The sequence below is a fragment of the Mycolicibacterium pyrenivorans genome, from assembly GCF_025821625.1.
Taxonomy (GTDB): domain Bacteria; phylum Actinomycetota; class Actinomycetes; order Mycobacteriales; family Mycobacteriaceae; genus Mycobacterium; species Mycobacterium pyrenivorans.
This window is the reverse complement of record NZ_JACKSH010000221.1, coordinates 43,880-61,809: the sequence shown is the minus strand read 5'-3', so window position 1 is coordinate 61,809 and position 17,930 is coordinate 43,880. Positions and strand designations below refer to the sequence as shown.

The 17,930-nt window shown below is 63.2% G+C and carries 12 protein-coding genes and 6 pseudogenes; 4 read left to right on the top strand and 14 right to left on the bottom strand.

Features of this window, described 5'->3' with window-relative positions:
- Window positions 1–79 precede the first annotated feature (79 nt).
- Window positions 80–649, top strand: a complete 570-nt coding sequence (locus H7I57_RS24330; protein WP_372510366.1) for an IS3 family transposase — start codon at window positions 80–82, stop codon at window positions 647–649.
- A 186-nt stretch (window positions 650–835) separates the two neighbouring features.
- On the opposite strand, the gene H7I57_RS24325 is transcribed toward H7I57_RS24330, so the two are convergent.
- From H7I57_RS24325 to H7I57_RS24315, 3 genes are read right to left on the bottom strand one after another with little or no spacing between them, the layout of a single operon-like run.
- Window positions 836–2,002, bottom strand: coding sequence for an acyl-CoA dehydrogenase family protein (locus H7I57_RS24325; RefSeq protein WP_264026649.1), 1,167 nt, complete (start codon window positions 2,000–2,002; stop codon window positions 836–838).
- Window positions 2,002–3,030, bottom strand: coding sequence for an acyl-CoA dehydrogenase family protein (locus H7I57_RS24320; RefSeq protein WP_264026648.1), 1,029 nt, complete (start codon window positions 3,028–3,030; stop codon window positions 2,002–2,004). The genes H7I57_RS24325 and H7I57_RS24320 overlap by 1 nt, the downstream gene beginning before the upstream one ends.
- A 10-nt stretch (window positions 3,031–3,040) precedes the next feature.
- Window positions 3,041–4,117 carry an amidohydrolase family protein gene (locus H7I57_RS24315; RefSeq protein WP_264026647.1) on the bottom strand — a complete coding sequence of 359 codons (1,077 nt, stop codon included), beginning with the start codon at window positions 4,115–4,117 and terminating at the stop codon, window positions 3,041–3,043.
- A gap of 94 nt (window positions 4,118–4,211) precedes the next feature.
- Here H7I57_RS24315 and H7I57_RS24310 point away from each other — a divergent pair, with 94 nt between their 5' ends.
- On the top strand, window positions 4,212–4,985 hold the full coding sequence (locus H7I57_RS24310; RefSeq protein WP_264026646.1) for an enoyl-CoA hydratase/isomerase family protein: 774 nt from the start codon (window positions 4,212–4,214) through the stop codon (window positions 4,983–4,985).
- A gap of 1,135 nt (window positions 4,986–6,120) precedes the next feature.
- Here the strand turns inward: H7I57_RS24310 and H7I57_RS24305 are convergent.
- A pseudogene (locus H7I57_RS24305) lies at window positions 6,121–7,295 on the bottom strand (IS3 family transposase).
- Between the two features lie 129 nt (window positions 7,296–7,424).
- On the opposite strand from H7I57_RS24305, the pseudogene H7I57_RS33590 reads away from it, so the two are divergent.
- Window positions 7,425–7,583, top strand: a pseudogene (locus tag H7I57_RS33590) (wax ester/triacylglycerol synthase family O-acyltransferase); the annotation flags it as partial.
- Window positions 7,584–7,643: 60 nt separating this feature from the next.
- Here H7I57_RS33590 and H7I57_RS34000 read toward each other — a convergent pair.
- The 4 genes and pseudogenes from H7I57_RS34000 to H7I57_RS24280 form a co-directional block, all read right to left on the bottom strand.
- Window positions 7,644–7,850 (bottom strand): annotated as a pseudogene (locus H7I57_RS34000) (IS256 family transposase); the annotation flags it as partial.
- Window positions 7,844–9,081 (bottom strand): annotated as a pseudogene (locus tag H7I57_RS24290) (IS1380 family transposase); the annotation flags it as partial. The pseudogenes H7I57_RS24290 and H7I57_RS34000, both read right to left, overlap by 7 nt.
- Before the next feature lie 160 nt (window positions 9,082–9,241).
- Window positions 9,242–10,156 (bottom strand): annotated as a pseudogene (locus H7I57_RS24285) (IS256 family transposase); the annotation flags it as partial.
- Window positions 10,157–10,411: 255 nt separating this feature from the next.
- A complete protein-coding gene (locus H7I57_RS24280) occupies window positions 10,412–10,966 on the bottom strand; it encodes a cupin domain-containing protein (protein ID WP_264026644.1) in 555 nt (184 codons plus the stop codon).
- 139 nt (window positions 10,967–11,105) lie between these two features.
- Here H7I57_RS24280 and H7I57_RS24275 point away from each other — a divergent pair, with 139 nt between their 5' ends.
- A complete protein-coding gene (locus tag H7I57_RS24275) occupies window positions 11,106–12,317 on the top strand; it encodes an NADH:flavin oxidoreductase (protein WP_264026643.1) in 1,212 nt (403 codons plus the stop codon).
- Between the two features lie 67 nt (window positions 12,318–12,384).
- Here H7I57_RS24275 and H7I57_RS24270 read toward each other — a convergent pair.
- The 6 genes and pseudogenes from H7I57_RS24270 to H7I57_RS24245 all read right to left on the bottom strand — a co-directional run.
- Window positions 12,385–12,603, bottom strand: a pseudogene (locus tag H7I57_RS24270) (transposase); the annotation flags it as partial.
- 282 nt (window positions 12,604–12,885) lie between these two features.
- Complete coding sequence (locus H7I57_RS24265; RefSeq protein ID WP_264026642.1) at window positions 12,886–14,289, bottom strand: IS1380 family transposase; 1,404 nt, start codon at window positions 14,287–14,289, stop codon at window positions 12,886–12,888.
- Between the two features lie 224 nt (window positions 14,290–14,513).
- Entirely contained in the window at window positions 14,514–15,251 is a 738-nt protein-coding gene (locus tag H7I57_RS24260; RefSeq protein ID WP_264026641.1) for an SIMPL domain-containing protein, read from the bottom strand.
- 102 nt (window positions 15,252–15,353) lie between these two features.
- Entirely contained in the window at window positions 15,354–16,787 is a 1,434-nt protein-coding gene (locus tag H7I57_RS24255) for a PE-PPE domain-containing protein (protein WP_264026640.1), read from the bottom strand.
- Between the two features lie 61 nt (window positions 16,788–16,848).
- Window positions 16,849–17,175 carry an alpha/beta fold hydrolase gene (locus H7I57_RS33865; RefSeq protein WP_264026639.1) on the bottom strand — a complete coding sequence of 109 codons (327 nt, stop codon included), beginning with the start codon at window positions 17,173–17,175 and terminating at the stop codon, window positions 16,849–16,851.
- Window positions 17,061–17,801: an alpha/beta fold hydrolase gene (locus tag H7I57_RS24245; protein ID WP_372510362.1), complete on the bottom strand. Its 741-nt coding sequence runs from the start codon at window positions 17,799–17,801 to the stop codon at window positions 17,061–17,063. Before H7I57_RS24245 ends, H7I57_RS33865 begins: the two co-directional genes overlap by 115 nt.
- Between the last annotated feature and the right edge of the window lie 129 nt (window positions 17,802–17,930).

Genomic DNA, 17,930 nt, shown 5'->3' with positions numbered 1-17,930 from the left:
GCAGACGGGCTATCGCCCGTCAACTACGAGATCAGGGAATCCAAGACCAAGCCGGAAGCGGCATAGGAAACCCTCCACGATTTCGGGGGAACCACAGTTTGTCGCTGGCGCCCCTGATCGTTTGTGGGTAGCCGACTTCACGTATTGCCGGACCCGTGGCGGCTGGGCCTACACGGCGTTCGTCACCGACGTCTACGCCCGCAAGATCGTGGGCTGGAAGGTGGCCACCGAGATGACTCAGAAGTTGGTGACCGATGCGATCAACCACGCCGTCGATACCAGAAAGCGTTCTGGTGCAACCTCTTTAGAGTCTCTCGTCCACCACAGCGACGCGGGCTCGCAGTACACGGCTGTGGCGTTCACTGAACGTCTTGCCGCCGAGGGGATCTTGCCGTCAGTCGGTTCCGTTGGCGATAGCTTCGATAATGCCTTGGCCGAATCAGTGAACAGCAGCTACAAGACCGAACTGATCGGCCATCAGCCGCTCTATCCCGGCGCTACCGAACTCTCGCTGGGGACCGCTGAATGGGTGGCTTTCTACAACCGTCAGCGGCCCAACGGCTACTGCCAGGACCTGACGCCAGACCGGGCTGAAGCCCTCTACTACCATCGCCAGCGGCACTCTCATACCGAGGAGGCACTCAAATAACAGAGCCTCCCGACACGCCGGGGCGGATCACTCAACACCTGGCGCGTGCGTTGGCCAATATATGGCCCTCGTAGCAGACTCTTACCAACGGGCTGTCAGTACCCGATCTGCCGTTACCTCGTCCAGAATCCGGACTCCGAACCCGTTGCGCGCCAACGGAGGATTCCTACCAGTGCAGTATCAATCTCACGCCCGCAGTCGGGGTAGTCCGAGGCCACGCGCTGCGATCTGTTCCCGCATGATCTCGCTGGTGCCGCCGTAGATCGTGGAGCCGATCGCAGCTCTATAGAGGTGTTCCAGAGTGCCGTTGTCTACAGCCTCAGGGTCTCCTCGCCGCACTATGCCGGCCGGTCCGCAGAGGTCGAGCGCGCTCTGAGCGTTCTTCAGGTACGACTCAGTGCCGTACAAAGCCGCCATCGGGCCGACTAGCCCCAGCGGAATACCGTTGTCAAGGCGGTAACTTTGGAGCGTACCTAACAGCCGAGCCACCTCATTGGCAATCCGTATACGCGCGATGCAGTTCCGTACCGTCTGGTCACCAATCGGTTTCGCGCCGTCAGGCCCCTCGCTGTTTGCCCACCGCTCTATCGAATCACTGATCAGTGCCGCTTCGAACTGCAGTCCGCCGGTGTGTTCTTCCTCTAACGCAACACGTAACACCCGCCAGCCATCGTTCACTTCACCAACCCGGTATCTATCGGGAAGTGATACATCGCTGTAGTACACGATGTTCGTGCGCTCGCCCCCAAGGGTGGCAACTGGATGAATTTCAATCCCAGCCGAAGCAAGCGGGATGAGAAACATCGTCAGCCCCTTGTGCTTAGGCGCATCCAAATCGGTCCTGGCGAGCAGGAAGCAATACCGCGCCAGATGCGCGAATGTTGTGAAAACCTTTTGGCCATTGATCGTCCAGTGATCTCCGTCTGGGACAGCCCGAGTCTTCGCCGCTGCTACATCCGAACCAGACTCTGGCTCCGTATATCCGAGGCATATCAAACTGTCGCCCGCGGCTACTTCTGGAAGTACTTCTGCCCTCAGTTCGTCGTTGCCGAACTCACGAATCGCCTTCGCCGGAATGCCCGTCGTGAATACGCCCACCTTAGGAACGCCGGCTACCGCAAGCTCGAAGAATAAGGCTTCAGCCTCACCCGCCGTCATCCCTGCACCCCCCGCATCACGCGGAAAGCGCGGTAGCACCCACCCCCGCGCGCCCATCGCGCGGTGGATTTCCAGGTTAACGCCATCACCTGAGTAATATTCGTGATCGCGCACTTCGTCGGTGACGTACTCTTCTGCGAACGTCCGCGCTTCTGCGCGGATTGCTTGTATGCGGCCGGACTCTTTAAAATCCATCAAGCTCTCGATCCGTATCCATAGATGAGATTGCTTGTGCGCGACTGCTCATTCGGCCAGCTCCCTATTCGCAGCGGGGCCGCCTTGACACGCCGATAATAGAGTTGGATGTCGTATTCGGACATGAATCCGTAGCCGCCGTGGACCCTCAAACAGTGAGAGACCGCCTTCTGCGACACCTCCCAGGCATTTACGAAGGCCATGGCGGCAATGGCTTCGTACTCGGGGTCGTTCGTATCGACGGACCATGCCGCCTTCCGCGTCAACAAACGCGCACCCTCGATTGCCGTAACCGCGTCTGCGAGCGGATGTGATAAACCCTGATAAGAGCCAATGAGCCTGCCGAATTGGTTTCGGGTACGTGCATACTCAGCTGCTATCGCAACGGCGCGCTCAGCCATTCCCACCAGCTCCGAGGCGGTCAGGACGCGGACGTCGGCCTCGGCCCGATTCCAGAGCTGTTCCGCGACATCTGCGGAAGCCAACCGCTGTGCGCCGTCTGCGGTAGTTGTCCAAAACGCACTGCTGCCGCCGTCCAGTGTCTCGGCCTTGACGACGTTGCCTGGTCGGGGATGCAACCAAACCGCATTCGTAGCTCTCACCAGTGTTGCGTCGGCGATCGTACCCGCAGGCACCAGCTGCGGCTCCGCGGCATTGCATCCGTTCGCAACGGTTATGGTGATTACTCTTGCGCCCGACGCGATTTCCGACAGGAGCCCCGCGTTCTCGTCTTCAAGCCTCGCTATGAGGCGTTGCGCAGATACTATCTCGCTGAACGGTACCGGAGCGATATGTGCGCCGATCATCTCAGATACGATCGCAGCTAGCAGCAATCCCCCGCTTTCGCTTTGCGTCGGAATCCCGACTTCGAGAGCGCCCGCACGGACAAGCATCTTCCAGAGCTGGTCGTCTACTCCAGTAGCATTGCGTTCCGCTTCGCGAGCCCTCTCTGCCGTCGCCTCGCGTTCGAGGATCCGGCTGAAGGTATTCGCGACGGCTTCTTCAATCTCATCAAATGCGAGCCGCATGGATATGGAGCTAGCCGACCGGAGCCAGTTGCGACATATCGAACTTGAACAATTGTGCGGCGGTTGCGCCGAGGATCTTCTCCGCATCACCAGGTTTCAAGCCTTCGCACAGCCGCTGGACAACATCCCGAGAGTGCGGGTACGTACCCTCATCGTGAGGGTAGTCAGAGCCCCACAGCAAGGGGGTCGCGCCCGTGATGTCGATGTTCGCGATACCAACTGGGTCGTCTTGAAAGGTGGCGTGCAGTTGTCTAGCCAAGTATTCGCTTGGCTTTAGGGGCAGTTCGGGCTTAACCCAACCATAGCCCTTGAAGGCATCCGTATAGAAATCTAGCGTCGACATCGCCCAGGCGATCCAGCCGGCATTGACTTCAACCATAACGACATGCAGGTTCGGATGCCGTTCGAATACGCCTGAAGTTGCCAGCAACCCCGCGGACCGGGGCGCCATCGACTGCGTTGCAAGCAGATTCGATACTGACGCGCCAGGACCACGGTAAAACACCATGTCGTGGCCAGTGCCTTGGTGCATAACGACTGGCAAGCCGGCGTTTTCGAGAACCGTCCACAAGGGCTCCCACCGCGGATCGTTGTACGGGGGCGTGCCGGTGATCGGAAGCATTGCACATCCGAGACCCAGCTCTGCGATCGCCTCTGCCTCCTTCACGGCAGCATCGATGTCCCAGGTGGGAATCAGGCCAGCACAACGAAACCGCGGTGACCGGGCCTCCAGCAGGTCGTAAACCCAGGTGTTATAGATCCGACAACACGCAGCACCAACCTCGGGATTCTTCAAACCCCAGATGTACAGTCCGATGGTCGGAAAGATGCATTCGCCAGCGATCCCATCGGAAAGCATCACCTTGATGCGGCCATCGGCGTCCAAGTTCTGGATCCGCTCCAACTCGCCTTCGCCCCAACCGCGAGGCTGACCGTTGATCACGACTTCCCAGCCGCCGTCCCCTTTGGCCTGGATCATTCGTGGCGCCTCATCACGCATACTGGAGGGCAAATTGTCCCACCAGAGGTCATGCGGTTCCTCGACGTGCGAATCAGCGGAGATCATCGTGACGGACGACAAGTCCATGTGCACCCCTTACGTATAGGCTAAACCGCCATATTATTTTACGACATGTCGGTTAGTATGTCCAGAATCGCCTGCTAGTGATGGAAGGAGCTCGATGGCCTCATTGATCGCCGTCCAGCAACAGGGGCGTGTTAGGCGAATCGTCCTGAACCGGCCCGAGAAGCTGAACGCGCTGACACCGGCGATGGAAGACCAGCTCGTTGCCGAGATCGATGCCGCTGCGTCCGACGAGAACACCGTCTGTGTCGTTCTTTCGGGCGCTGGACGGGCTTTCTGCGCAGGTTATGACCTTGATGAGATCAGTGGCATGCCGGACATCGCGAGTGCAGCAGCCGATCTTGCCAATAGCCAGCGCCGCATCGCTAGGTGGATGCGAATACGCAATTTTCCGAAGCCGATGATCGCGCAGGTTCACGGGTATTGCATCGGGGTGGGAAACGAGCTTATTTCCTGCTGCGACCTGGTGATATGCGCTTCTAATACGCGCGTGGGCATGCCAGAAGTTCGAGAGTTCGCACTCCCGCCGACTCTCGCGTATTGGCCATTGATACTGGGACCCGGCCGCACCAAAGAGCTTCTGTTTACGGGGCGCCTCATCGATGGCGCCGAAGCAGTACGGCTGGGCCTGGCACAGGCACTCGCTGATGACGACGCGCTGCAATCCATGGTGGACGGCATCGCAGCAGACATAGCCACTGCGTCCCCAGCTGCGCTGGCAGTTTGTAAGTTCGCTGTCAACAGCTGGGTGGATAGCGCAGTGGCCTCGGCGATCCGCCACGGGTCCGCCTTTCATAGCATTTACCACCAGGCAGTCGGCGCCGACACGAACCCATACTCGCGAGGCACTGATGGCGATCGACTTCCGTAGCCTGCAGCAGGCTCGAATGCGACTGGGTCGATACTCGATCGTATTGGGCCACAACGACGCAGCGTCTCGCTGGCCGGAGATGAACGCAGTAGTGTGCGCGTCCGAGGCCTCGACGCTTTTTAAGTCAGCGAAATCAGATTGGTCGTATACCGTGCGCTACAACCTGCACCCCAAGATCTCGCAGACCTCGAGCACAGCGTATCCGCGCCGACGAATGTGTAGGGTCGGGTGTTCAGTCAGGGAGTGCGGGACGTCTGCGCGTGCCCATCGAGGTCCTCCACCATTCCGATCCCTGGAACTCGGAACGAACTGTCGGATAGAGGAATTCGACCCGGCCTTAGCCCGGCGTGTGGACGAGCCGAACAGATGGCAGGTGGCTACCGCACTGGTAAGTGCGCGCTGGCAGCGACCCAGCAGCGATCGCGGGAAGTAGCAGCCGTTGGCTGATCGGGAATCGCCATTGCGCCCGGCGCGGGTGGTCAAATCCTGATGCCGGAAGTTGTGCGGCGCTTCAAGTCGGCGGCAAGCGCTCGCCATATGGCGTCACACACCGTGTCGGCTTCGGTGCTCATCAGCGCTGCAGCGCAGCAAGTCAGAACTCGCCACGGCGAGGTGCTCAACCAACTGCCTCGCCGCGTCGATAGGGTCCCTGAACGCGAATTCGATGAATTAGCGCTGGGCTTAACGCATATCTCAACCATTGGGAGTACTCCATTACGCGGTTGACGGTGCGAGTTCTCGAAATGATGCTGAGCTCACGATGGTAATTGCCGGCCTTTCGCACCCACGGAAGTGGGAGAAATTGTCCAGACCTGTGGATCGGGGTGTTTCAGGCGACCTCCGTTTCGGTTGATTCGGTATCGGCTTCTGCGGGCGTGATGTCGGCGGGCCGCTCGAGCAGTTTGCCTGTGTGGAACACCGCACCAGCACGGACGAGGACGACCAGGTGCGGTTGAGGTGAGCCCGTCGTAGTGTTCGGGCAGGAAGAATCAGCAACGACATGGCATCGAACAAGCGCCGGCGGCATACGCCGGATCAGATCATCCGCAAGCTCGCCGAGGGCAATAAACTTCTCGCGTCCGGCCAGGCCCCTCGACGAGGTGGGGTCTGCTGCACGATCAGGTGACAGTTTCGGTCACGCGGCCTGACTGGCCGGTGTGGTCATGATTGCTTCGAATTCGATGGGGGTCAACCGGCCGAGGCCGGTCTGGCGTCGACGCCGGTGGTAGGTGCGTTCGATCCAGGTGACGATGGCGATCCGCAGTTGCTCTCGGGTGTCCCAGCGGCGGCGGTCCAGGACGTTCTTCTGCAGCAGGCTGAAGAAGCTCTCCGCGGCAGCATTATCGAAGGCATTAACAGGCACACGCCGACGCGTCCCATCGACCCAACCATTGCGTAGCGGCCTAGTGCATGCACGAATCTCCTTGACCTGAACTGAGATCCGCGGTCGGAGTGCAGAATGCATCCAGCCACGTCACCACGCCGCGCCACCGCATTGTGCAGCGCCGTGGTCGCCAGCCGGGACTTCATCCGGGGGTCGATCGAGTAACCCACGATGCGGTTGGAGAACACGTCCTTGATCGCACAGAGGTAAAGCTTGCCCTCGACGGTACGGTCCTCAGTAATATCGCTGAGCCACAACTGATTCGGCTCATCGGCGGTGAAGTCGCGCTCGACGAGATCGTCGTGCACCGGTGGCACGGGTCTTGCCGTTCTTGCCGCGCTTCTTCCCGAACATGCTCCACCACTTGTTGTCGGTGCAGATCCGCCGAGCGGTGCGATCGGCCATCGACTCACCGGCGTCACGGCCCTCTTCGGCGAGGTAGCGGTAGCCGAACTCCAGGTCGTCGTGGTGGGCGTCGAACAGGGCGTTGGCGCGGTAAGCCTCGACGAGTTCGCCCTCGGTGATGGGGTTGGCCCGCCAACGGTAATACGGCTGGCGGGCGAGCTTGAGTACCCGGCACGTCACCGCGACGGCGATACCGTCGGCAGCGAGCTCGTCTACGAGCGGGTAGAACCTTTTCCCGGCAGATTGGACTGCGACAGGTAGGCGGCGGCCCGGCGTAGGACCTCGTTCTCCTGCTCCAACAACTTGACCCGATGCAGCGCTTCCCGCAGCTCACTGGACTCGCCGGTGCTTCTTCCAGGCTTGGTGCCCTCGTCGACGTCGGCTTGACGCATCCACTTGTGCAGCGTCATCGGATGGACGCCGAAATCGGTGGCGATCTGCTCGATCGTCACCCCGTCATCGCGGTTGCGAGCCACCCGCACGACATCGTCACGGAACTCTCTGGGATAAGGCCTGGGCACAGGAACATCCTTCCAGCCCACACCGGCGGGGCAAGCCAACTCAGAAGTCACCTATTCCTGCAGCAGACCCGGATTCGCGCGTGCATACTTGTGTTGGACACGAGCTGTGATGCGAGGGGGCGATCACTGGTGAAGAGGCTGAACGGCTGGGACGCCATGCTTCTCTACAACGAGACTCCTAACCTACACCAACACACGATCAAGGTCGCGGTGATCGACGCCTCACAGTATGCGGATCGACACGGAGGTGACTTCACTTTCGAACTGTTCCGCAGCACGCTGAGGCGCGGTGGCGTCCAGAATCCGGTGTAAATCGGCGGGCGCGGGTTCTTGCTTCGGTGGGTGATGTTACGCGGTGGCGGTGACAGTTTGGGTGCTGTGGGTGGCGGGCTCGGAGGTGTGCTGGGGTCGCAGTTGTCGGGGCGGGTGCAGCAGGCTGCGGCGGAGGTCTTGGAGCTGGCGCAGTCCGGCGGGGGTCATGGTCAGTCCGCGCCAGCCACGGGATGCGCGGTCGAGCACGGCCCCGACGATGCTGATGCAGCTGGTCTCTGTGCGACTGCGTTGGTGGCGCCGGCCAGCACGCCGGCGGCGCGCAGCAGGTTGTGGGCGATCGCCGCGCACAGGATCCAGGCCGAGTTGGCGCCGAAACGTCCTGAGGGCATGTGGGCCAGGGGCCCGTCGATGAGGTCGGAGAAGACGGTTTCGATGATGGCGTGGCGGCGGTGGGTGATATCAGCGGCGTCGACCGGTTCGTCGGTGTCGGTGAAGAACGGGTGATACCGCCACACCGGGAACAGCGCGTCGGGGTAGCGGGCGTCTTTGACGCGGCGCACGATCAACCTGGCGGTCACCGGATTGTCGGTGGAGCTGAACGCGGTGTAGGTGGTTTCGGCGACTTCGGCCTCAGAAATCCATGTGCCGGTGTCGGGGTCGCGTACCGCGCCGGGATAGTTGACCGGGGTCCAGGCGTCGTCGTTGATCGAATCGATGGCCGCGGCAACGGTGGCCGATTTGGTCAGCACCAGCGAGAACTGGGCGCCGGCACGGCGGCAGGCCGCGGTCACAGTGCTGTTGCCGTAGGCCGAATCGCCGCGCACCAGGATCTGACCGGTGACTCCGGCGGCACGCGCGGTGGCCACGGCTTGGGCGATCATCCGGGCTGCGCCTTTGCCGGAATTGGTCTTGCCGGCCCGCAGTCGGGCCCCGGCGATCACCGGCGCACCGGTATCGGTGCTGATCGTGGTGACCAAGAGCGACAGGCCCTTGCGCAGGATCTGTTTCCCCGCGATCTTGGTATGCCCGTACGACGCGCCTTGTTTGGCGTGCCCGAAGACCGGACGCAGAAGCGAGTCGATATCGACGAACGCCCGCCCGTCGGCACCCGGTAACAGCTCTGCGCGTGAGCACAGCGCGCCCAGGTGTTCTCGTAGGACTGATTCCAGTTGCCGGGCATGCCCGAAGGTGAACTCCGCAATAACGTTCCAACAGTCGAGGGCGCGTACACACCGTCGAAGAGCGCCTTCATCCCACCGCTGCGGACCAGGTCGAGGTCATCGATGCTGTCCGCGCCGACACACATCCCGGCGATCACCGTGGTCAACTTCGGTGACGGGTTGGCCGACCCGGACTTGATCCGTGGTTCGGCGATCCGAACCTTGGCGGCCACCAGGTCAGACAACCCCGTCTGGGTCGCCAGCGTCATCACCGGTACCAGACCAGCAGACGACACGAGATGCTCATCATCGAACACCGCCGACGCGGCGGTGAACCTGTGGGACACTTTCACCGGAAGTGTCTTTCTGGCCGGACCTGATTGCTGCGTAGAGAACACCAATCGTTCCAGCTCAGAGGGCACTTTCCTCGTTACGACACCCCATGACCAGCCAATTCATCGGTGGATCGAGGCTTAGCCGTTCCTGGGGGTCGTTGCTCCAGATTTGGCGTCAGATCTGTTTGGGGAAGGCGGTGAAGGCCAGCAGGTCCTCCCGGGCGGCCTCGAGGTGTTCGGCGACCCTGGGCAGTTTGTGGACCAGCGCGTCGATGATCCGATCATATTGAGCACCAACTGATTGCGCGTCGGGCTGATCGAACACCGAATGCAACAGGGTACGCACCCACGGCCACGACGCTTTCGGGGTGAGGGCCATCAGGTTAGTGGTGTAGTGCGTGCGGCAGCGCTGCCAGGTCGCGCCGGGCAAGGTGGCGCCGATCGCGGCCACCAGGCCGGCGTGGGCATCGCTGGTGACGAGTTTGATCCCGGTCAGGCCGCGGGCGGTCAACGATCGCCAGAACGTCAGCCAGCCGGCGCCGTCCTCGGCGGTGGTGACGTCGATGCCCAGGATTTCGCGGTAGCCCTCGGCGTTGACCCCGACCGCGATCAGCGCGTGCACGTTGACCACCCGGCCGCCCTCGCGGACATTGAGCACCAGGGCGTCAGCAGCCACGAACGTGTACGGGCCGGCGTCCAGCGGGCGGGTCCGAAACGCCTCGACCAACTTGTCCATCCGTCGCGTGGATACCCCGAGCAGATAACAGGTGGCCACCACCGTGGTCAGCGCCCGCTCGGCGCGTTTGCGGCGTTCCAGCAGCCAGTCCGGGAAATAGGAGCCGTGGCGCAGCTTGGGGATCGCCAAATCCAGACTGCCTGCGCGGGTGTCGAATTGGCGGTGACGGTAACCGTTGCGTTGATTGGTCCGATCGGTGCTGCGTTGGCCGTATCCGGCGCCGCACAGCGCGTCGGCTTCGCCGCCCAACAGGGTGTGGATGAACGTGGCCAGCAGTTCGCGCAGCACGTCGGGGTGGCAGGTGGTGAGTCGTTCGGCCAACACAGTCGGCAGGTCGATATCGTGGGCAGTGGTCATCGCGTCGATTCCTTTGCTCGAGTGACTTTCGCGGGTCTCTCGAAGAATCACGCGATGACCTTCAATCATTCGGCTACGACACGCCGGTACCGCTGATCAGGTCCGACTCGTACACCACTGTGCTGGACGCAACCCGGCTGACTGCTCACATTACGGCAACCTTGCCGGATGAATGGGCATATACAGGCGTCGGGGAGTGCCCGATACAGTACACAACAAATGCGCCGATCAACAACCGCGGGTTGAGCGGTCTGGTTAGGCCTTGGGCATGGAGACCGATTCCGCGAAGCCGGGCCAGCCTTCGTTTTGCTTTGCGGTCTCGACCATTTCGCTCCACTTTGCCGGACTCGTCTCGGTGACGACCATGTTGAACCTTGTCGAATGACGAAACTCCAACACCGTGGCGCCTTCTGCGCCTGCCCGATACCCGTATGAGCGGTCTGCCCGCACCAAAAAGCCACCGCCCGCGTCGATTCGGCGTCTGCCGAGCTGTATCGAACCCGAGAGCACGTAGTAGAGACAGTCAACGTTATGCCGATGGGTCGGTAAGATGTAGTCCGGTGCCAATCGCATATTGGCGAGGCTGAATCCGCCTTCCGCGGTGTCCCGGAAGATGACATCAATGGCAGTGCCACCAGCCAAAAGGGCAATGTCGAAACCAGCGATCTGCTCGATGATGTCCGACGACATCTCAGGAGCATTCATGATCTCGCCGACATCACCGAGAGACTGGCCGGTGTAGGGAATAATCCCTGGTCCCTGACCATTCTCGGGAGCAGACGCCGAAGAGGTTTCAGGAGATGCACTCATGTGTTCGATACCTCTATGTCTTAAATGCATTAAATCAATCTGCCTGATTAGCTACAAACCTATCGTATGCCACGCAGGAAGGTGCGTCAACGCGCTGAAAGCGTCTTGACTCGACTAAACCCCGCCGTATGCTTTCGATATGCACAGCGCGCCTGACGTTTTCGCCCCTGCCCAACTCGGCCCGGTGAAATTGCGTAATCGGATCATCAAGGCTGCCACGACCGAGGCGCGCACGCCCGACGCGCTCGTCACCGACGACCTGATCGAATACCATCGCCTCCCTGCGGCGGGCGGAGTGGGCATGACGACGGTGGCTTTCTGTGCCGTCTCGCCCGGGGGGCGCACCCCGGGCAAACCGATTTGGATGCGCCCGACGGCTGTCGCCGGTTTCCGTCAGCTAACCGATGCTGTGCACGCTGAGGGTGCGGCAGCCAGCGTGCAGATCGGCCACGCTGGCGCGCTCGCGAACGCTCGCGAAAACAATGCACCCGCCATGTCGCCGATTCGCCTTTTCAATCCAACCGGAATGAACTTTCCCAAGAGGGCAACCCGGGACGACATCCGGGACGTCACTGCCGCTCACGCCGACGCGGCCCTGCTCGCCGTCGAGTCAGGCTTTGATGCGATCGAAGTTCATCTGGGCCACAACTATTTCGCGAGCTCTTTCCTCAGCCCGCTGGTCAATCGGCGACGCGATGAGTTCGGCGGGTCGCTGGAGAACCGGGCCAAGGTGGCACGCGGCGTCGTGATGGCAGTGCGACGCGCGCTGGACAGAGCCGGGGCTACGCACATGGCGGTAACCGCCAAACTGAACATGACCGATGGTGTACGCGGTGGTATTGCCGTAGACGAAGCCCTCACCACAGCCAAATGGCTACAGGAAGACGGCGGACTGGACGCGCTCGAGCTAACAGCAGGAAGTTCGCTGCTCAATCCGATGTATCTCTTTCACGGCGAAGCTCCCGTGCGAGAATTCGCCAGCGTCTTCAGTCCACCGCTGAGCTGGGGCGTACGGATGATTGGCCACAAGTTTTTGCACCACTACCCCTATCGTGACGCCTTCCTACTGAGCGATGCCCGACGCTTCCGTGCCGAGCTTTCGATGCCTTTGATCTTGCTGGGCGGCATCACCAACCGAGAAACCATGGATCTGGCGATGGCTGAGGGGTTCGACTTCGTTGCAATGGCCCGGGCTCTGCTGGCCGAGCCGGATTTGATCAACCGGATAGCCGCCGACGGCGACCGGCACACCGTGCACTCGGCGTGCACACACTGCAATCGCTGTATGCCTTCGATCTTCAGCCGCACCATTTGCGCCGTCACCGGTGCACCTGACTTCAGCCATGGATGAATCTCGTGTCGGTCAAGTCCAGGGGCGTGGTGTACGACGTCGTCGTGTGATTCTTCGAGTTTGTGGTTCAGGCGGTCAGTGCCGCGGGGGTGGCCTCCTGTTCTGTTGGTGAGTCCTGGTCGGCTCGGGATTTGCTGAGGACGTCGAGGCCGAGGTAGCGCCGGGATTCGGCCCATTCGTCGTGTTGTTCGGCCAGCACGGCGCCGACGAGGCGGATGAGTGCGTTGCGGTCGGGGAAGATGCCGACGACGTCGGTGCGTCGGCGGATCTCCTTGTTGAGTCGTTCCTGTATCCGGCCCTCGGAGGTAGGTCAATCTGTCAGCGCTGGATGTTCAGCGGTCGAGGCGATGGAGGTGGTCGGTGAGGGCATGGGCGACGCGGTTGTGGCGGGCGGCTTCGTCGGACCAGCCGCGGTACTCGGCGTCGGTTCTAAGCCTCAATCCACCGACGGGCCTTGATGAAGCGGTGAGAAGTCTTTGATCTTGATTGTCCGGTGGTGTGGCGTGAAGGAACCGCTGGTCTACCCAGCTTTTCCTGTGCGTTCCGGTCGGGCCTTGTCGGCGGGTGGTCAGGCTGTTGCGGTCAGTGGTGGGCTGTATCCGATGGTGTTGTGCCACAGTGCAAGCCAGGCCTTCGACCAGGGCCAGTGGGTGGGCAGGTGCAGGACCGGTCGGTGTTGCGGGCGGGCCAGTCGGGCGGGGACGTTGACGATCTTGCGTCGCAGCGTTGATCCGCGTGCCCGGGTGTGCTGGTCACCGGCGAGAACGCTGGCGGCGCGCAGCAGGTTGTGGGCGATCGCCGCGCACAGCACCCACGCGGAGTTCGCGCCGAAGCGGCCCGACGGGATGTGTGCCAGTGGTCCGTCGATCAGGTCGGCGAACACGGTTTCGATGATGGCGTGGCCGCGGTGGATGATGTCGGCCGCCTCGACCGGGAGGTCGGTGTTGGTGAGGAACGGGTGATACCGCCACACCGGAAACAACGCATCCGGGTAGCAGGCGTCCTTGACGCGGCGCACCACCAGCCGGGCGGTGATCGGCTCTTTGGTGGACGCGAAGGCGGTGTAGGCGATTTCGGCGACCTCGGCATCCGATATCCAGGCCCCGGTGTCGGGATCGCGCACCGCACCGGGATAGGACACCGGGGTCCATGCGGCCTCGTCGATCGCGGCGATCGCGCGGTCGACCGCCGGGTTGCGGGTCATCACCAGCGAGAACTGGGCGCCGTGGCGCCGACATGCGCCCACCACCGCGCGGGAGCCGTAGGCCGAATCGCCGCGGACCAGGATCTGCCCGCTGGCGCCGGCGGCGCGGGCGGCTCTGATCGCCTGGGCGACCATCCGCCCGGCACCCTTGCCCGAGCCGGTCTTCCCGGCGCGTAGCCGCATCCCCGCGATCACCGGCGCGGCGCCCGGGGTGCTGATCGTGGTCGCCAGCGGCGAGAGTCCCTTGCGTAGGATCTGCTTGCCGGCGATCTTGGTGTGTCCGTAGGAGGCGCCCTGCTTGGCGTGTCCGTAGACCGGGCGGAGCAGCGAATCGATGTCGACGAACACCTGCTGATCGGCACCGGGCAGCAGCTCGACCCGCCCGCACAACGCCACCAGATGCTCGCGTAGTACTGACTCGAGTTGGCGGGCGTGACCGAAGGTGAACTCCCGCAACACCGTTCCCACGGTCGAGGGTGCATACACCCCATCGAAGAGCGTCTTCATCCCGCCCGACCGGAGAACGTCGATGTCATCGATGCAGTCCGCGCCCGCGCACATGCCCGCCACCACGGTGGCCAGCTTCGGCGCGGGGTTCGCCGCCCCGGACTTGATCCGTGGCGCCGTGATGCGGACCTTGTCTACGAGTAGACGCCGCAGCCCGGTCTGCTCGGCCAACGTCATCACCGGCACCAGCCCGGCACACGACACGAGATTGTCATCGTCGAACACCGCTGACTCCGCAGCGAACCTATGCGAAACTTGCACCGGAAGTGCCTTTCCGAACTGGACCCGATTGTTGCTTGAGAACACCAATCATCCCAGCTCAGAGGGCACTTTCCTCATTCCGACACTCACATAACAGCAGGTCAGTCCGTGGATCGAGGCTNACCCGATTGTTGCTTGAGAACACCAATCATCCCAGCTCAGAGGGCACTTTCCTCATTCCGACACTCACATAACAGCAGGTCAGTCCGTGGATCGAGGCTTAGCTAGGACAGCTCCCAGATCACCGTCACCGAGAAGCCGACCGTCTGCTGTCCCGGTTCCAGCGGCACGGCGGCCTCCATGGCGCGGGGCGCCTGCATCGGCTGGGGCGGCGTCGGACCCGCGGACTCGGAGATCGAGATCACCTTGCCGAGATTGAGCCCGGACAACTGGGCGTATTGGCCGGCGCGGTCCTTGGCGTCCTCGAACGCGCGGGCCCGGGCGTCGCGCACCAGCTGGGAGTCGTCCTCGATCGAGTAGCTGATCGAGTTGATCCGGGTGGCGTTGCCGCCGGTGCTGACGATCAGGCCGATCGCGTCGGACGCCAGATCGAGGTCGCGGATCGTCACGTTGATCGAGTTGGTCGCCCGGTAGGCGGAGATCGATGTGCTGTCGCTGTCGTACTGCGGCTGCAGATCGGCCTGCGTGGTGGCCAGGTCGTTGCGTTCGATGCCCGCGGCGACGAGCGCGTCGATCACGGCTCGCTGGCGGTCGTTGGTCTGGTTCATCGCGGCCGTCGCGTCCGGTGCGAGGAACTCCATCGACGCGTTCACGGTCAGCGTGTCGGGGGTGCCCTGCACCTGGCCGGCACCGACGACGGTCACCTGCCGGGTGTCGGCGTCGGGGGTCAGCGTCGGGCCCGCCTGCGAGTCGCAGGAGGTCAGTGCCGCCGCGGCGATTCCCGCTGCGGCGAACGCGATGAGCTTGGTGCTGGCTGATTTCGGTCGCGCGGCGATCGGCATGCCTGGCACCCTAACGCACGCCGGACCGGAGCCCCGGTACCGCCGACGCCGCCAGCGAATCCCGTTGTGCGGCAATTGGTTCTCCGCAACGAAGTGTCGTTGTCAGTCGGTGTCGGTGCCGCTGGTGTCCTTCGCATCTGACTGCTGGGTATCGGCAGGCTTGTCCGATGTGTCATCGGTGGCCGTCGCCTCGTCCTCGGTCGCCTCGTCCTCGGTCGCTTCGTCCTCGCTCGCTTCGTCCGTGGTCGCCTCGTCCTCGGTCGCCTCGTCCTCGGTCGCCTCGTCCGTTGTCGCTTTGTCGGCGGTGTTCGGATCGGTGGAGTCCGGATCGGTTTCCACTTCGTTGCCGGACGTGTCCTCTTCGTCGACTGCCGGGTCGACACCGAGCGGCTCCTCGGCGTCTTCATCGGCCTCCGTCGAGTCCGCGACGCGCGCACCAGCAGGCGCTGAGGTGCCTTCGGCCTCAGTGACGGCCGGTTCTTCGGTCGGGAGGTACGAGCGGTCGTAGGCCCGTTCCACGATCTCCTTCAGCGGCTCGTTGAGCGCATCGGCCAACTGGCCCATCCCGAGCAGTCGCAGTGGCGCCAGCAGAGGAAGGTTCTCGGTCGGCACGAACACATAGGTCGTATTGCCCTCGGTCCACCTCACGTTGGCCGGATCGTCGATGTCCACCCCGGTGTAGTTGAGGTGCATCGGAGACAGGATCCCGAGCGCCACGTTCGCCAGCGCCAGCAGGTTGAAGGGGTCGTCCGGGAAGTCGGCCTTCGGGTCGTACTGACGGACGACATCGATGACCTGGTACTCGGACGGCGGCATCGCCGGCATGCTGCCTCCGTGGGCGCGCCTCGGGTTTCCGATGAACACGAACGACAACTCGTCGGGAGAGGGTGCTTCCGGGTTGTCGGTGTTTTCCGCCATCCACTGTCCGGCGACCAGCGCTCCGTTGCTGAAGGCGAATACGATCGCCGGGTTGTCGATGGTGGCGCCGCCGCCGTCGATGGTGGCCAGCCGCTTCTCGAGCGCGGTCACGCCGTTCGCGGTCCAGAAAGGCACGTACGGGACCGAGTCGCAGCCGTCGGATTCGCAGAGGGAACCGCCCAGCGCCTTATCCATGGGCATGACGGGCCACAGCGGGGAGATCGTCAACACCGTCGGCGGCGCGGGTTCCTCGGCCGCGCCCGCGGTGGGCGCGGCGGCCACCGGCAATAGAGCCGCCATCGCGGCCAGTGGCAGGACAGCCTGCCGAAGTTGAAGGCGCGGGATCCTCAGTGCGGCGGTGCCGCGGCTCTCACTCCGCGGATCGCCTTCCGCGCCAAGGGAAGTGAGGAGATCATCGAGGACCGCGGTGACCAATCCGCTCCTGTCGCCGAATTGTTGATAGAGCGTGGCCGCGCTGACGCCGGCGCTCTTGGCGATCTCTTCCACGGTCGCCCCCGCGCCGATGTCGCCGAACGCGGCGCGTGCGGACGCGACCAGGCATGCGCGGTCGGGCAACCTATCCTCGCCGGTGCCACGGCTCTTTGTTGCAAGCTCCATTTCCCTCCCCCTTGCCGAGTGGACCCGAACCCCCGTTACAGGTACCCACTAGTGATACGAGTCACACTACGAGGAAGTCGACCAATATGCGGCTTATCTCGTCGGGGTGTTCCTCCGTCAGCCAGTGGCCCGCCCCGTCGATCAGCACCTCGCGGTACTCGCCGGTGACGACCTCGCGGGCTCGGTCTCGCGGGGTGTAGGCCAGGGTGGCGTCGGCTGCGCCGCCGATGAAGAGGGCGGGGATGTCGACCGTGGCCGCCGGCGGCGCCGCGGTCAGCTCCCAGTTGCGGTCGAAGCAGCGATACCAGTTGAGCGGTCCGGTGAACCCGGTGCGGGTGAATTCCTGGACGTAGACGTCGAAGTCCCGGCGGCTGATCCACTCGGGCAACCCGCCGGGGTCGGGGATGCGGGCCAGGAAGCCCTCGGGTCCGGGAGCCAGCATGCGCAGAGCGGCGGCCTCGTCACCGGCGGCGGGGGTGGCGAACAGGCGCCGCAGCGTCGTCGCCGGATCGGCGGCGAGTTCGGCGTCGGCGGGCCCCTGCTCCTGGAAGTACAGGATGTAGAAGAAGTTGTCCCCGAAGATCCGGCGGAACGCCTGCGTCGTCGGCACCTTCGGGCGGGCACCGGGGGCAGGCTCAGGCCGGCGACCGCGCGGAAGCGGTCGGGATGCAGCAGCGGCGCGGTCCAGGCCACGACGGCGCCGAAGTCGTGTCCGACCAGCGCCGCCTGCTCGGCGCCTCCGCCGACTTCCGAGTCGAGAAGCCCGACCACGTCGGCGCAGAGTTCGACCACGGTGTAGGCCTCCACGGCGTCAGGCGCATCCGAGCCGCCGTACCCCCGCTGGTCGGGGGCCAGCACGTGGAAGCCGGCGTCGGCGAGGGCGGCGATCTGGTGGCGCCAGGAAAACGCCAGCTCAGGGAAGCCGTGGCAGAGCACGACCAGCGGCGCCCCGGGCTCGCCCGCCTCGGCCACGCTCAGCGTGACCCCGTTTGTCTGTACCTTTCGCGACCGCATGACCCCCACTTTCGCCGAACGTGCTCCTACCGTCGTGCGAAGCGCAGAATCACGACAGGGAATGCACGTTCGGCGCCAGAACGCCGCCGGGAACTGCCAGTCGTTGATCTAGCGGTAGCCTTGACTATT